Source organism: Cellulomonas sp. P1_G12_2, assembly GCF_056405535.1.
In genome coordinates this window covers 910,222-925,129 of sequence record NZ_JBFUBX010000002.1, presented here as the reverse complement: position 1 = coordinate 925,129, position 14,908 = coordinate 910,222, and the positions used below count along the sequence as shown (strand labels likewise).

The window sequence follows — 14,908 nt, the reverse complement described above, 5'->3', positions numbered from 1 at the left end:
GGCCAGCTCCGCGCCGGACGGCACCGGCACCGCGCTGCCGGTCCGGGCGTCGCTGGCCGCGCTCGACGGGATCCCCGCGGCGGACCGGGTCGCCGCGACCTGGGAGGAGCATCGCCCCGGTCTCGTCGCGGCGCTCGGGGTCGGGACCGGAGGTCGGACCGTGGCGGTGGACCTCGTCGCCGACGGGCCGCACGCGCTGGTCGCGGGCACCACGGGGGCCGGGAAGTCGGAGCTGCTCACCACCCTGGTCCTGGCGCTCGCGCTCACCCACCCGCCGGACCGGCTCGCGATCCTCCTGGTCGACTTCAAGGGTGGGACCGGGCTCGGACCGGTGGCCGGTCTCCCGCACGTGCTGGAGCACGTGACCGATCTGGATGCCGCCCACGCCCGCCGGATCCTCGCCGCCCTGCGCGCCGAGCTGCGACGGCGCGAGTCCGTGCTGGCGGTCGCGGGTGCCCGGGACCTCGTCGACCTCGACCCGACGGCACCGAGCACGCCGCCACGCCTCCTCGTCGTCGTGGACGAGCTGCGCGCCCTCACGGAGGACGTCCCCGACGCTGCGGCGGCTCTCACCCGGATCGCCGCGCAGGGGCGTGCCCTCGGTGTCCACCTCGTGCTGGCCACCCAGCGTCCGGCGGGCGCCGTGGGGGCCGACCTGCGCGCCAACGTCGCGCTCCGGATCGCGCTGCGCGTGACCGACCAGGCCGACTCCACCGACGTGCTGGACGCACCCGTGGCTGCGCAGATCGACCCCGCGACGCCCGGCCGCGCGTGGGTGCGTCGCGGCACACGGTCGCTCGAGCCGGTGCAGGTGGCCCGCGCGGTGCCGCCGACCGCAGCACCGGTCGCCCGACCGGCCCGGCCATGGTCCGATGCCGGTGCGGGGTGGTCGCCGACCCCCTCGCCGGCGCGACCGCCGGTCGAGGACGCCCTCGAGGGATGGGTGCGGGCTGCGAGCGAGGCGTGGTCGAGTCAGCCTCCGGGCGCGGGTTGCCCCTGGCTCCCGGCCCTCCCGACGGTGGTCGGACGTGCCGACGTGCCGGACGGACCCGGCCTCGCGCTCGGCGTCTCAGACCTCCCCGACGAGCAGCGACGGGGATCGGTGCGCTGGGACCCGTCCGACGGTCCTCTCCTGGTCCTCGGCGGTCCGCGCTCAGGGCGCACCACGACGCTGCTCGCGGCCGGCCTCGACGCACTCGACCAGGGGTGGGAGGTCCACACGGTCGGGCTGCCTCGCGATGCGGTGGACCGGCTCCGGTCGGGCGACCGGCACGGCCGGCTCGGGAGCACGCTCGCCACCGACGACGCGCGGGCGGTCGCCCGGTTGCTGGAGCTGGCCGTGGCGCCCGGGCGGGCGCAGGTGCTGCTCCTGGTCGATCGTCTCGACCTGCTGCTCGAGTCGCTCGGCCGCCTCGCGCGCGGCGGGGGCGTCGACCGGCTGACCGTCCTCTGGCGGGGGAACCCGACCGGGACCGCGCTGGCGGCCGGCGCCGATGTCGGCGCGGCGGTGCTGCAGCACGCGGGTGCCTTCGCCCGTCGACTCGTGCTCCCCCAGCCGGACACCACGCTCGACGCGCTCGCGGGGGTGCCCGGCGAGCTCGCCGGGCGCCGCGTCGCCCCGGGGCGAGCCGTCTGGGTACACCCGGGAGGTGCGGAGCTGTGCCAGGTCGTCCTCCCCGGCCGACCGACCGGGCCCGGCCGGTCCGCGGCTCCGCCGGACCGCTCGGCGGTGCTCGTGCGCTCCCTGCCCGGGCGGGCGGTCCTGCCGGCGGGCCCGGGCGCCGGTGCCGGGCTCATCGTGCCGCTCGGGCCGGGCGGTGACGACGGCGGAACCGTGCGGGTCGATCTCGCGGAGGGGCTCCTCGTCGCGGGGCCGCCGGGCTCGGGCCGCAGCACCGTCCTGACCGTCGTCGCGCGGAGCCTGGTGCGAGCGGGCGTGGAGGTGATCCGCCTGGTGGACCCCTCCGCGGGTCCTCCACCCGAGCTGCCCGGGGTCCGGGACGTCGGTCCGGCAGACGTGCGCACGACGTGCGAGCGGACCGGTGCGCCTGTGCTCCTGGTCGACGACCTGGACGAGCTGGAGCGCACCCACCCCGAGCTGTTCGGCGCGCTACCGCCTGCACGCCTCGTCGCGACCGTGACCTCGGCATCCGCCGTGCAGGCCTTCCGCGGCAGCATCCCCGCCCTCCTGCGACGCCGCCGGGCTCTCGTGCTGGACGCACACGACCAGGCGTCGGCGGAGCTGGTGGGCCCCCGCGCCCCGTGGTGCGTCGACCCGCTCCACCGGCCCGCCGGGCGGGGCGTGCTGCTCCGCGGACGGGACGCGACCGTCGTGCAGGTCTACTCCGTCGGCCCCGAGCGGCAGTGACGACGGTCGAGGATCAGGGGGCCGGGCTCGTCAGCCAACGCCGGGCGGGATCGCGCAGTCGGCCCACGTACAGCGGGTCCACCGACGGCCGCTGGTACGCCCCGCCGCGCAGCGCGGCGTACTGCTCGGCCCAGAGCGCGTGCTTGGCGCCGGGCGACGTCGACGCACCGCCGTGCACCTGGTGGAAGGAGCCCTCACCGAGCAGGACGACGAGCTGGGCTCCGGCTCCGGTGACGAGGCGGGTGAAGAGGTCCAGACTCACCAGCCCACCGCCGGGCAGGTCGAACCGCTCGTCGCAGCCACCGACCTCCTCCCACAGCCCCCGCGACACCGACAGGAAGCACGACTCGTTGGTGGTGCCGAGCATCCCGTCCGGGTTCGCGCCGGCGAGCGCGGCGACGTCGAAGAGTCGGTAGCCGTCCGAGGGCCAGTCCACCGAGTCGAGCAGCGCGTCCTCGGCTGCCGCGCCGTACCCGTCGGCGATCGACAGCGACTGGTGACGGGGACCCAGGTGCCAGGCCATCGGCGTCACCAGCGCACGGGGCGCGAGCCGATGGGCCTGGACGGTCAGCGCGGCGACCCCGGGGGTGACCATCCGGGCGCCGTCGAGGATCACCGCGACGTGCGACCCCCGGGTCAGGGAGACGCCGAGGTTCGCGGCGTGCGCGGGTGACGCCGGGGCGTCGTCGATCCGGTGCAGCCGGAACTCGTCGCCGAACGAGCGCACCATCGCGGCCGAGAGCGGCTCGGGCGACCCGTTGTCGACGACCACCACCTCGGTCACCAGACCGTCCAGCCCGGTCTGGTAGCTCCGGGACAGCGACGCGAGCGTCCGCGGGATCTCCCGGGCCATGTCGTACCCGACGACGACGATGGACAGGTCGGGGCGAGGGCGGTGGAGAAGGCGCACGGGCCCGAGCCTATCGACGCGCCCGTCGGGCTCGTGCCGTGCCCGCGAGGCTACTCGGCCGAGGGTCGGGCCTGAGTGGTCACCGCGACGACCTGCGGCAGCAGGAGCCCGACTCCGACCGCGGCTGCGACGACGAGCACGAGGACCGCCCAGGCGGTCGGCTCCGCACCGAGCCAGCCGATCGCGAGGACGACCAGCAGGATCTGCCACATGATCACGGGCGAGCGCGCCCAGCGCCGACCGCGCCAGAGGCCGCGCGCGGCCAGCAGGAGCAGCAGTGCGATCCCGGCACCGAACGCCGCGAGGAACAGGCTCGCCCCGGGCATGGTCGCGGTGCCGCGCAGGACGTCGACCGTCCACGCCACGCCCAGCCCGAGGAAGGCAGCGGCCTCCAGGGTCAGCAGGAGGCACACGACGAGCAGGGCGACGGGGCGGCGGTCGGTCACGTGGACGAGCCTAGGCACGTCCTCGGTGCGAAGCCGCCCGCACCTGCGCTGACCTGCATCGACGCGACGAATCGTGCATTACCACGTCTGGAGCGTGTCTCACACCACGACGTGACGCTGATCACCGCCGACGACCGGCGCGCCGACCTGGACTTTCGTCCTACACCTGCCCTCACCTGCAGCAATACGCGGGACGGCTCGCTACACAGGCCACCCACAGGTGTGACGAACGCCTCAGCCGTTATGGACATGAAACCTTCCCGTAACTCTTGTGGACTTGCCATACCGGTGCGAGCCTTGACGTAGCAAGTCATCCCACCCCCGATCTCATGTTCAGACTCGCGCGCCCTGACCCAGGGTGCCGTCTCGACGTGTGCCTAGGAGAGAACCCATGGATTGGCGCCACCGCGCAGCGTGTCTCGACGAGGACCCGGAGCTGTTCTTCCCCATCGGCAACACCGGCCCCGCGTTGCTCCAGATCGACGAGGCGAAGGCCGTCTGCCGCCGCTGCCCCGTCGTCGACACCTGCCTCAAGTGGGCGATCGAGACCGGCCAGGACGCGGGCGTCTGGGGCGGGCTCTCCGAGGACGAGCGCCGCGCGCTCAAGCGCCGCACGGCCCGCCAGCGCCGCGCCGGCTGACCTCTCGACACACCGCTCCGGCCCCGTCGCGCACACCGCGCGGCGGGGTCGAGCCGCGTCCGGGCTCGACGGTCAGATCAGCGCCGCCGTCAGAACAGCGCCGCCCGTCAGATCAGCGACGCCGTCAGAACAGCGCCGCCGTCAGATCAGCGCTGCGACGTCGCGCGGACCGCGCAGCCGAGCCTCGATGACCACCGAGGTGCCGCCACCCTCGCGGCTCGACCACTCGATGGTCCCGCGCATCTCGTTGGTCACGAGCGTCGAGACGATCTGCGTCCCGAGCCCGGTGCCGGCGCCGCGGTCGGCCGGCAGGCCGGAGCCGTCGTCGGCCACCTCGACGCGCAGGGTGTCGTCCTGGCGCTGCACCAGGACCTCCACGGTCCCCGACTCCCGCCCCTCGAACCCGTGCTCGACCGCGTTGGTCACCAGCTCGGTGAGGATGAGGGCCAGCGCGGTCGCGTCCTCCGCAGGGATCGAGCCGAACGACCCCCGCACCAGCGTCTGCACGTGCGCACCCTCGGTGGCCACGTCCGCCGCGAGCCGCAGGCTGCGCCCGACGAGGTCGTCGAACGGCACGCTCTCGTCCAGCGTCTGCGACAGGGTCTCGTGCACGAGCGCGATCGTCGCGACCCGTCGCATTGCCTCCCCCAGCGCCTCCTTGGCCTCGGGCGAGGCGACGCGCCGCGACTGCAGCCGCAGCAGGGCGGCCACCGTCTGCAGGTTGTTCTTCACCCGGTGGTGGATCTCCCGGATCGTCGCGTCCTTCGTGATCAGCTCGCGCTCGCGTCGGCGCAGCTCGGACACGTCGCGGCACAGGAGCACCGCACCGACCCGCTGGCCGTGCTCGGTCAGGGGCACCGCGCGCAGGGACAGGGCGACCCCGCGTGCCTCGACGTCCACCCGCCACGGCGCCCGCCCCATGAGCACGAGGGGCATCGACTCGTCGACGGTGTCGTGCTGCTCGATGAGGTCGGCGGTCACCTCGACCAGCGAGCGTCCGACGAGGTCACCGACCACGCCGAGCCGGTGGAAGCAGGACAGGGCGTTGGGGCTCGCGTAGAGGACCTCGCCCTCGGAGTTGAGGCGGACGAGCCCGTCGCCCACGCGGGGGGCGCCGCGACGCGGTCCGGTGGGGGCGTCGGGCGCCGGGAACTCGCCGCGCCCGACCATCGCGAAGATGTCGTCGGCCGCCTCGACGTAGTTGAGCTCGAGCCGGCTGGGCGTCCGGGCACCACCGAGGTTGGTCTGGCGGGCGAGCACGGCGATCGCCTTGCCGCCGCGCACCACCGGGACGGCCTCCTCACGCACCGCGTACGAGCCGAACCAGCGCGGCTCGCGGGAGCGCTGGGCCGCACGCTCGTCGAGCGACCGCTGCAGCTGGGGTCGCTGCCCCTCGGGGGCGCTGGAGCCGACGACGTCGTCGTAGTGGACCGTGGCCCCGGTGGACGGCCTGCACTGGGCGATGGCCACGAAGTCGCCGTCGGTCGTCGGCAGCCAGAGCACGAGGTCGGCGAACGCGAGGTCGGACAGGACCTGCCAGTCGCCGACGAGGAGGTGCAGCCACTCGAGGTCGTGAGCATCGAGCGCGGCATGACGAGCGGCGAGGGTGCTCAGCGTGGACACGGGCACCAGGGTAGGCGGCGCCGGGCGGCCGGAGGGCAGGACGGCCGAGACCTGGGCGGCTAGCCTCGGAGCCACACACCCGATCCTCGAAGGACCCATCGTGCGACTGAGCGTGACGATCGACCTGCCGACCGACGCCCGCGCCGCGGCACGGCTGCTCGCCGACCCGGAGTACGTCCACCAGAAGGTCCGCGCGAGCGGCGCGCTCGAGCAGCACGTGGACATCACGGGGGGTCCGGACGAGGCGTTCACGGTGACCACACGCCGCGCACTGCCCACCGACCAGATCCCCGCGCACCTGCGCGGCTTCGTCGGCACCCGGATCGACGTCCGCCAGGTCGAGGCGTGGGAGGCCCCCGCGGCGGACGGCTCCCGCGTCGGCACCGTGGTCGTCGAGATCGCCGGTGCCCCGGTCCGCCTCAGCGGGCGCACGGCGCTGTCGTCGGCCGGCCCCGCGTCGACCACCGTGACGTACGACGGCGAGCTGCGCGCGACGGTGCCGCTCTTCGGCTCGGCGATCGAGCAGGCGACGGCCGACGCGATCCGCTCGGCGCTGGAGGTTGAGCAGGACGTCGCACGCCACTGGATCGCAGGTCACGGCGCGACGCCACAGCCGTAACGATTCGGTAACACGGACCGATGTCCATATCGCTCTGACCTGCACAAACACAGGTGTGGGATCGCTACCACACGCAAACCGCCCCGCGGCGTCCTTGACACTCGCGGGGCCGCCGACGACAGTATCCGCAGCGCGTGGGAACGCTCCCGCATCACTGCGGATGGGAACGCAACCACGCCGGGTCCACACGGCCCAACCCGATGCCCGGTCGCGCCCCCTGCGGCGAGCGGACGACGGGTGCCCTAGGGGTACGGCGAGGACGCCGTCCGACTGACAAGGGAGTCACAGTGCGCAAGACCACCAGCAAGATGTGGGCGGCCGCGGCGGGGGTCACGGGCATCGCCCTCCTCGCGACAGCCTGCTCCGGCACCTCCGACACGCCGAGCGACGAAGGTTCTGAGGGCGGCACGGAGAACATCACCCTGACGCTCGGCACGTTCAACGAGCCTGGCTACACGGACGAGATGTTCGCGGCGTACGAGGCCGAGAACCCGGGCGTCACCATCGAGAACAAGAAGGCCGCGACCTCGAACGAGGCACGCGACAACCTGAACACGCGCCTCGCGTCGGGTTCCGGTGCCTCGGACGTCGAGATGATCGAGATCGACTGGCTCCCCGAGCTCATGCAGTTCCCGGAGAAGTTCGAGGACCTGGCCGACCCGGCCCTCGACGGCCGCTGGCTCGACTGGAAGGTCGCGCAGGCCACCACGCCCGACGGCAAGCTCCTCGGCTACGGCACCGACATCGGCCCGGAGGCCATCGCGTTCCGCAGTGACCTGCTCGCCGCCGCCGGCCTGCCGTCCACGCGTGAGGAGGTGGCTGCCGAGCTCGGTGGCGCCGACGCCACGTGGGACGACTACTTCGCCTTCGGCAAGCGCTACACCGACGCCACGGGCAAGCCCTTCTTCGACGCTGCCGGTGCCATCTACCAGGGCATGATCAACCAGGTCGAGAACGCCTACGAGGAGGCGGACGGCACGATCATCGCCGCCACGAACCCCGAGGTGAAGGACATCTACGACGCCGTCACCAAGGCGTCGGTCACCGACAACCTGTCGGCGCACCTCGGCCAGTGGAGCGACGACTGGAACGCCTCGTTCCAGACGGACGGCTTCGCGACCATGCTGGCGCCGGGCTGGATGCTCGGTGTCATCGAGGGCAACTCGGCCGGCGTGACCGGCTGGGACATCGCGGACGTCTTCCCCGGCGGCGCCGGCAACTGGGGCGGTTCGTTCATGACCGTCCCGTCGCAGGGCAAGAACGTCGAGGCCGCGAAGAAGTTCGCCGCCTGGCTGACGGCCCCGGAGCAGCAGCTCCAGGCCTACAAGAACAAGGGCACGTTCCCGAGCCAGACCGAGGCGCTCGCCTCGGACGAGCTGCTCGGCTCCACGAACGCGTTCTTCAACAACGCCCCGGCCGGCCAGATCCTGGCCAACCGCGCCGTGGGCATCGTCGCCCCGTTCAAGGGCCCGAACTACTTCGCCGTCAACGACGCGATGCAGTCGGCTCTGACCGAGGTCGACGTCAACGGTGGTGACGCCGCTGCTCAGTGGGACACCTTCGTGAGCGCGGTCAACGCGCTCGGCTGACGCTAGCCACGGGGCCGGGCCGGTGGGTCACCCATCGGCCCGGCCCCGCCAGCGAAGGCTCCGGACCACTGCCACGAAGGACACCTGATGGTCACCTCCACCACCTCGCCCCAGCTCGACAGCGGTCGCGGTCGCGACCCCGAGCGCGCGCCCCGCCGCGTGGGCTTCAGCCAGACCCTGGGTCGCTGGGACGTCAAGGTCTCGCCCTACCTCTACATCTCGCCGTTCTTCATCCTCTTCGCGCTCACGGGGTTGTTCCCGCTCGTCTACACGGCGTACGTCTCCGTGCACGACTGGAACCTCATCGGTGGCAAGGGTGACTTCGTCGGCTTCGAGAACTACCTCTTCGTCCTCCAGGAGCCCAACTTCTGGAAGGGCCTGCGCAACACCTTCAGCATCTTCTTCATCTCGACGGTGCCTCAGCTGATCATCGCGATCGTGCTCGCGGCGCTCCTCGACGCGAACCTGCGTGCCCGCACCTTCTGGCGCATGGGCGTGCTGCTCCCCTACGTCGTCGCGCCCGTCGCCGTCAGCCTCATCTTCGGCAAGCTGTTCGCCGACAAGTCCGGCCTGATCAACACGGTGCTCGGCTACATCGGCATCGACCCGATCGGCTGGCACGCGCAGATCCTGCCCAGCCACATCGCGATCGCGACGATGGTCGACTTCCGCTGGACGGGCTACAACACCCTCATCTTCCTCGCCGCGATGCAGGCGATCCCGAAGGACCTCTACGAGGCCGCCGTCCTCGACGGTGCCACCCGGGTCCGCCAGTTCTTCTCCGTCACGGTCCCGATGCTCCGGCCGACCATCATCTTCGTCGTCATCACCTCGACGATCGGTGGCCTGCAGATCTTCGACGAGCCCCGCCTGTTCGACCAGACCGGTCAGGGTGGCCCGAGCCGTCAGTGGATGACCGCCACGATGTACATCTACGAGCTCGGCTGGGGTAACCAGAAGAGCTTCGGACGAGCGTCCGCGGTGGCCTGGATCCTGTTCCTCATCATCATCGTGATCGCCATGATCAACTTCACGGCGACGCGCAAGATCTCGTCGGAGACCTCGGCGACGAAGAAGCGGAAGAAGGTGTCCCGATGAGCGCCCCCTCGCTGCCGGTCATCCGGCAGACGGCCGGCCGTGGTGCCGCACGCGCAGCCGGGCGGAGCCGCTCGACCGCCGCTGGGTCGGACCGTCGTCCGGGCTGGGTCACGTACGTCCTGCTGGCGTTCGCGATCATCCTCGCCATCGCCCCGCTGTACTACGCGTTCCTGCTGGCGTCGGCCAACTCCGCGTACATCGCGCAGAACCCGATCCCGTCGCTGATCCCGCAGGGCGAGTTCTTCGACAACGTCGGCAAGGTCCTGAACTCGGAGATCCAGTTCTGGAAGGCGCTCGGCAACTCGATCATCGTCGGGACGATCACCGCCCTGTCGGTGGTGCTCTTCTCGACGCTCGCCGGGTTCTCGTTCTCGAAGCTGCGGTTCCGCGGTCGCAACGGCCTGCTCGTGTTCGTCATCGCCACCACGGCCGTGCCGACGCAGCTGGGCATCGTGCCGCTGTTCATCCTCATGTCCCAGTTCGGGTGGACCGGCAAGCTCATCGCCGTCATCGTGCCCGGCCTGGTCACCGCGTTCGGTGTGTTCTGGATGACGCAGTACCTCGAGTCCGCGCTCCCCTACGAGCTCGTCGAGGCCGCCCGCGTGGACGGCGCGTCGATGATCCGGACCTTCTGGCACATCGCTCTCCCGGCGGCTCGTCCCGCAGCCGTGATGCTCGGCCTGTTCACGTTCGTCGCGTCATGGACGAACTTCTTCTGGCCCTTCATCGTCCTGGGCAACCAGAACCCGACCCTGCCCGTGGCCATCCAGCTGCTCCAGGCGTCGTACTTCAAGGACATGTCGCTGATCATGGCGGGCGTCACCATCTCCACGATCCCGCTGATCATCCTGTTCTTCGTCGCCGGCCGTCAGCTCGTGGCCGGAATCATGCAGGGTGCCGTCAAGGGCTGAGCCACGCACACTGGTCACGGCAGGTCCCGGACCCTCACGGTCGCACCCCGACCACGTGAGGCCGGTCGATGGGAAGGGCGGGGTGCTCCCCGAGCGCCCCGCCCTTCCCATCACCAGCTCGTCATCGCTGCCTCGGCAGCCACAGGAGGGAAGACCAACGGTGGTCGACAACATCCCGGTCCACGTGGACCCCGCGCGGCCCCCCGCGCCGACGCTCGAGCAGGTCGCCGAGCGGGCAGGTGTCTCGCGCTCGACAGCCTCCCGCGCCATCAACGGCGGACTGCGCGTCTCTCCCGAAGCGCTCGCCTCGGTCGAGGCCGCAGTGGCCGATCTCGGCTACACCCCCAACCGTGCCGCCCGCTCGCTCGTCACCAAGCGCACCGACTCCATCGCCCTGGTGGTCCCGGAGCCTGACGAGCGCGTGCTGTCCGACCCGTTCTTCGCCGGCACGCTCAACGGCCTGAGCTCGTCGCTGGCCGACTCCGACATGCAGGTGGTGCTCGTCATCGCCCGTCCCGGGGAGAGCGAGCGCACGGTCCGCTACCTGCGCAACGGGCACGTGGACGGGGCGATCGTGGTGTCGCACCACGCCAACGACGAGCTCGACCGAGCGCTGCAGCTGTCGCGAGTGCCCAACGTGTTCGTCGGCCGCCCGCTGTCCGCCGACGAGCGTGACGTCCAGTACGTCGACACGGACAACGTCGAGGGCGGCCGGCTCGCCACACAGCACCTCATCGATCGCGGCTGCACCCGCATCGCGACGATCGCGGGACCCGCCGACATGTCCGCCGGCATCGACCGCCTCACCGGCTGGCGCAACGCCATCCGTGCGGCGGGGATGTCCGACGACGCCGTGGTGCACGGTGACTTCACGATGGCGTCCGGCACCACCGCGGCGCGCGAGCTGCTGGCGCGCTTCCCGGACGTCGACGCGATCTTCATCGCGTCCGACCTCATGGCGGCCGGCGCGCTCAGCGTCCTCGCGGAGCACGGCAAGGAGGTGCCCCGGGACATCGCGGTCGTGGGCTACGACAACCTCGGCGTCGCCGCGTCGACCACTCCCCCGCTGACCAGCGTCATCCAGCCCGTCGTGGCCATGGCGCGCGCCGCGGGAGCCCGCCTCCTCGACCAGCTGAACGGCGCCCCGCCGTCGCCACCGCTGATCTTCGCCCCGGAGCTGGTGATCCGCGCCTCGGCGTAGTGCGACCGTCCGGCGCTACGGGAGCGCGCCGGCACGGTCATCGAAGGCCCGGTGGGACACCCACCGGGCCTTCGGTGCTCCCGGCGCAGCCTCAGTCGGCGGTCGGAGGCACGTGCCCGAACCGGTGCAGCGTGCGGCTCACCGCCTGCTCGCGCAGGACCGTGAGCAGCTCGCGGGCGCCGCTGGCGAGCACCGGCCCGTCCAGCACGGTGACCTCGCCGACGCGGCTCGCCGCGGCCTCCCGCAGGCCGGGCGCCGACCCGACCACCCGCACACGACCGGTGACCTCGCCGGCCCGGACCCGGGCGGCGAACGCCTCGTGCGACTCGCCGGACACGTCGCTGAGGATCACGTCGACCCCGGCCGTGCGGGCCGCGTGGCAGACCCGGTCCACCTCCCGGGCCCGCGCGTCGGCGCCGGTCCTGACCGTGAGGTGCGGGACGGGCCGGTAGCGCAGGACGTTCGCCTCGACGCGCAGCCCGGACGGGTCGTGCTCGAGCGAGAGGTCGTCCGCCCACACGAGGGCGTCGTCCGCCCGCGCCCAGGCGAGCCAGGCGTCGTCGTCCTGCGGCACGTCGGGGGCGTCCTGCCAGTGACCGATCTGCGCGACGTAGTGCGGCCCCCCGGCCTTGGCGCCGGGTCCGACGGTGGAGGCCTTCCAGCCGCCGAAGGGCTGCCGCTGCACGATGGCCCCGGTGATGTGCCGGTTGATGTACGCGTTGCCGACCTCGACGCGGTCGAGCCAGTGGTCGATCTCCGCCTCGTCCAGGGAGTGCAGGCCTCCGGTCAGCCCGTACGCGACGGCGTTCTGCAGGTCGATGGCCTCGTCGAGCGTCTCGACGCGCATGATGCCGAGCACCGGGCCGAAGCACTCGGTGGTGTGGAACCAGGAGCCGGGGGTGACCCCGTGCTTGACGCCGGGGCTCCACAGTCGGCCCTCCGCGTCGAGGCGCCGCGGCGCCACGAGCCACGACTCCCCCGGGTCCAGCGTGGTCAGCGCGCGCAGGAGCTTGCCCGACGCCGGCTCGGTCAGCGGTCCGACGGCGGTACCCAGGTCGGTGGCGGGCCCGACGCGCAGCGAGGAGACGGCATCGGCCAGCTGGCGCCGGAGACGGTCCGAACGACCCGCCGAGCCGACGAGGATCGCGAGCGAGGCGGCCGAGCACTTCTGCCCGCCGTGCCCGAACGCGGACCGCACCAGGTCGGCGACCGCGAGGTCCACGTCGGCGGACGGCGTGATGACGAGGGCGTTCTTGCCGGACGTCTCCGCGAGCACGTCGAGGTCGGGCCGCCAGCCGGCGAACAGCTGTGCCGTCTCGATCGAGCCCGTGAGCAGGACGCGTGCGACGTCGGGGTGCGTGACGAGCCGGCGGCCGACGTCGCCCTCGGGGCTGAGGACGACCGTGAGGATGCCCCCGGGGGCGCCCGCCTCGTCGAGCCCGCGCTGGATGGCCGCCATGGCGACCTGCCCGCAGCGCGGCGCCTGGGGCGCGGGCTTGACGAGCACGGGGCTGCCCGCGGCCAGCGAGGCGAGCACCGAGCCGACCGGGATGGCGACGGGGAAGTTCCACGGCGGCGTGACGACGGTGAGCCCGGACGGCCGGTGCACGGCGCCCAGCACGACGCCGTCGGCGAGGTCCGCGGCGCGGTMGGCGTAGTACCGCGCGAAGTCGACGGCCTCGCTGACCTCGGGGTCCGCCTCGGCCACCGTCTTGCCGGTCTCGTGGACCATCGTCGCGACGAGGTCGGCGCGGCCGTCCTCCAGGGCGACCGCGACGGCCCGGAGCATCCTGGCGCGCTCGCTGGGCGGGGTCGCGGCCCAGGCGGGCAGCACGGCCGACGCCCGCGCCACGGCGGCGTCGACCTCGTCGGTCGTGGAGACGCAGACCGCGCCGTCGGGCACCGGCACGTCCCGGTCGACGACCCCCCGCGCCCACGCGCGGGCCACCCCGACGGCGGGGTCGGTGTCCGGCGTGTTGGTGAAGGCGTCCGCACCCGGCTCGTCGGTGTAGGGCCTGGCCGCGCGGCGGGCGGCGGTCGACGGCAGGTCCCGGTCGCGGAACGCCACCCGGAACGCCTCCTCCTGGTCGTCCATCGCGTCGCCGTCCGCGAACAGCGCGTGCAGGAAGTTCTGGCTCGCGGAGTTCTCCTCCAGCCGCCGCACGAGGTAGGAGATCGCCACGTCGAAGTCGTGCCTGGCCACCACCGGCGTGTAGAGCAGGACGGCGCCGACCGCGTCCCGGACCGCACGCGCCTGCGCCGGTGCCATGCCCTGGAGCATCTCCACGTCGAGGGCCTCGGAGACCCCGCGCTGCTGCGCGATCAGGTGGGCGGCGGCGACGTGGAACAGGTTGTGGCTGGCGACGCCGACCCGCAGGGCGGACGTGCGGGCAGGGTCGAGGGCGCGGTCGACGAGCCGCAGGTACGCCGCGTCGACCTCGGCCTTCGAGCCGTACGGTGCCTGCGGCCAGCCGTGCAGCTCGGCCTCGACCTGCTCCATCGCGAGGTTGGCGCCCTTGACCAGCCGCACCTTGAGACGCGCACCTCCGGCCTCCCGGCGCTCGGTGGCGATGGCCGTCAGCTCGTCGAGCGCGTCGGCGGCGTCGGGCAGGTAGGCCTGCAGCACGATGCCGGCCTCGGCTCCCATGAGCTCGGGGTCGGAGACCAGCCGCTCGAACACCCGCAGCGTCAGGGTCAGGTCGCGGTACTCCTCCATGTCGAGGTTGAGGAACGTGCCGTGCCGAGCCGCCGTCAGGTAGAGCGGACGCAACCGCTCGACCACCCGGGCGACGCTGCCCTCGGAGTCCCAGGTGGACAGCTGGCTGGCCACCGCGGAGACCTTGACGGACACGTAGTCGACGTCGGGCCGCTCCACGAGCGCGTGCACCCGCGCGAGCCGCGCGGTCGCCTCGCGCTCGCCGAGCACCGCCTCGCCCAGCAGGTTGAGGTTGAGCCGGAAGCCCTCCGCCCGCGTCGCGGCCAGGTGCGTGGCGAGTCCCGGCCCGTCGTCGGCGACCAGGTGGCCGACCAGGCTGCGCAGCCGCTGGCGCGCGGCCGGCACCACGACGTCGGGCAGCACGGGTGCGACGAGCGCCCCGGCGCCGAGCATCACCCGGTCGAGCGGGCCGAGGAACCCCGACGCCGCACCGGCGGAGAGGCCGGCGAGCTCGCGGGCGGCGACCCGGACGTCCTGGGGGCGTGCGACGCGGTCGACGAACCGCACGGCGAGCTCGAGCCCGGCCGGGTCCGACACCAGGGCCGCCAACCGCCCGGTGGTGCGCCGCTCGCGGGCCGTCTGGCCCTCCGCCGTCGCGGACAGCCAGGTCCGGGCCAACCGGATCGCGTCCTGCGTGACGTCGCCCGTCGTCGACATGCTGCTCCTCGCTCCGCCCGTGCCGGGTTGCGGCCGGGCTCTGGTGGTCCTCCGTGCGGGCCGGGTCCGGCCTGGGGCCAGTCTGGCCGTCACGGACCGTCCGTGCGACGTCCATCGCCCGGATGCCGGT

The 14,908-nt window shown here is 72.9% G+C and carries 11 protein-coding genes; 7 read left to right on the top strand and 4 right to left on the bottom strand.

The annotated features are described in order from the left end of the window. Positions 1–2,368, top strand: a 2,368-nt coding sequence (locus tag AC1DXT_RS12445) for an FtsK/SpoIIIE domain-containing protein (protein WP_477061621.1), incomplete at its 5' end; no start/stop codon positions are given. 13 nt (positions 2,369–2,381) lie between these two features. Here the strand turns inward: AC1DXT_RS12445 and AC1DXT_RS12440 are convergent. Together AC1DXT_RS12440 and AC1DXT_RS12435 are read right to left on the bottom strand one after the other, a co-directional pair. Next, positions 2,382–3,278 (bottom strand): glycosyltransferase family 2 protein, encoded by an 897-nt coding sequence (locus AC1DXT_RS12440; RefSeq protein ID WP_477061620.1) that lies wholly within the window; start codon positions 3,276–3,278, stop codon positions 2,382–2,384. Positions 3,279–3,328: 50 nt separating this feature from the next. Then, a complete protein-coding gene (locus tag AC1DXT_RS12435) occupies positions 3,329–3,724 on the bottom strand; it encodes a hypothetical protein (protein ID WP_477061619.1) in 396 nt (131 codons plus the stop codon). A 391-nt stretch (positions 3,725–4,115) separates the two neighbouring features. On the opposite strand from AC1DXT_RS12435, the gene AC1DXT_RS12430 reads away from it, so the two are divergent. Further along, on the top strand, positions 4,116–4,364 hold the full coding sequence (locus AC1DXT_RS12430) for a WhiB family transcriptional regulator (protein ID WP_055912771.1): 249 nt from the start codon (positions 4,116–4,118) through the stop codon (positions 4,362–4,364). 141 nt (positions 4,365–4,505) lie between these two features. On the opposite strand, the gene AC1DXT_RS12425 is transcribed toward AC1DXT_RS12430, so the two are convergent. Next, positions 4,506–5,987 carry a sensor histidine kinase gene (locus AC1DXT_RS12425; protein WP_477061618.1) on the bottom strand — a complete coding sequence of 494 codons (1,482 nt, stop codon included), beginning with the start codon at positions 5,985–5,987 and terminating at the stop codon, positions 4,506–4,508. A gap of 100 nt (positions 5,988–6,087) precedes the next feature. Here AC1DXT_RS12425 and AC1DXT_RS12420 point away from each other — a divergent pair, with 100 nt between their 5' ends. From AC1DXT_RS12420 to AC1DXT_RS12400, 5 genes are all read left to right on the top strand, one after another. Beyond that, entirely contained in the window at positions 6,088–6,606 is a 519-nt protein-coding gene (locus AC1DXT_RS12420; RefSeq protein ID WP_477061617.1) for a DUF2505 domain-containing protein, read from the top strand. A 287-nt stretch (positions 6,607–6,893) separates the two neighbouring features. Then, on the top strand, positions 6,894–8,195 hold the full coding sequence (locus AC1DXT_RS12415; RefSeq protein WP_477061616.1) for an ABC transporter substrate-binding protein: 1,302 nt from the start codon (positions 6,894–6,896) through the stop codon (positions 8,193–8,195). Positions 8,196–8,282: 87 nt separating this feature from the next. After that, positions 8,283–9,293, top strand: coding sequence for a carbohydrate ABC transporter permease (locus AC1DXT_RS12410; RefSeq protein ID WP_477061615.1), 1,011 nt, complete (start codon positions 8,283–8,285; stop codon positions 9,291–9,293). Next, positions 9,290–10,204 carry a carbohydrate ABC transporter permease gene (locus AC1DXT_RS12405; RefSeq protein WP_477061614.1) on the top strand — a complete coding sequence of 305 codons (915 nt, stop codon included), beginning with the start codon at positions 9,290–9,292 and terminating at the stop codon, positions 10,202–10,204. The genes AC1DXT_RS12410 and AC1DXT_RS12405 overlap by 4 nt, the downstream gene beginning before the upstream one ends. A 160-nt stretch (positions 10,205–10,364) precedes the next feature. Continuing rightward, a complete protein-coding gene (locus AC1DXT_RS12400) occupies positions 10,365–11,405 on the top strand; it encodes a LacI family DNA-binding transcriptional regulator (protein ID WP_477061613.1) in 1,041 nt (346 codons plus the stop codon). A 91-nt stretch (positions 11,406–11,496) separates the two neighbouring features. Here the strand turns inward: AC1DXT_RS12400 and AC1DXT_RS12395 are convergent, their stop codons facing one another. Then, the gene (locus tag AC1DXT_RS12395) at positions 11,497–14,778 is read right to left on the bottom strand and encodes a bifunctional proline dehydrogenase/L-glutamate gamma-semialdehyde dehydrogenase (protein ID WP_477061612.1); all 3,282 of its coding nucleotides are present in this window, start codon (positions 14,776–14,778) and stop codon (positions 11,497–11,499) included. Between the last annotated feature and the right edge of the window lie 130 nt (positions 14,779–14,908).

Bases quoted from the DNA above. Each gene is read 5' to 3' on its own strand.
- AC1DXT_RS12430 (WP_055912771.1), top strand. From the start codon at position 4,116: ATGGATTGGCGCCACCGCGCAGCGTGTCTCGACGAGGACCCGGAGCTG.
- AC1DXT_RS12410 (WP_477061615.1), top strand. From the start codon at position 8,283: ATGGTCACCTCCACCACCTCGCCCCAGCTCGACAGCGGTCGCGGTCGC.
- AC1DXT_RS12405 (WP_477061614.1), top strand. From the start codon at position 9,290: ATGAGCGCCCCCTCGCTGCCGGTCATCCGGCAGACGGCCGGCCGTGGT.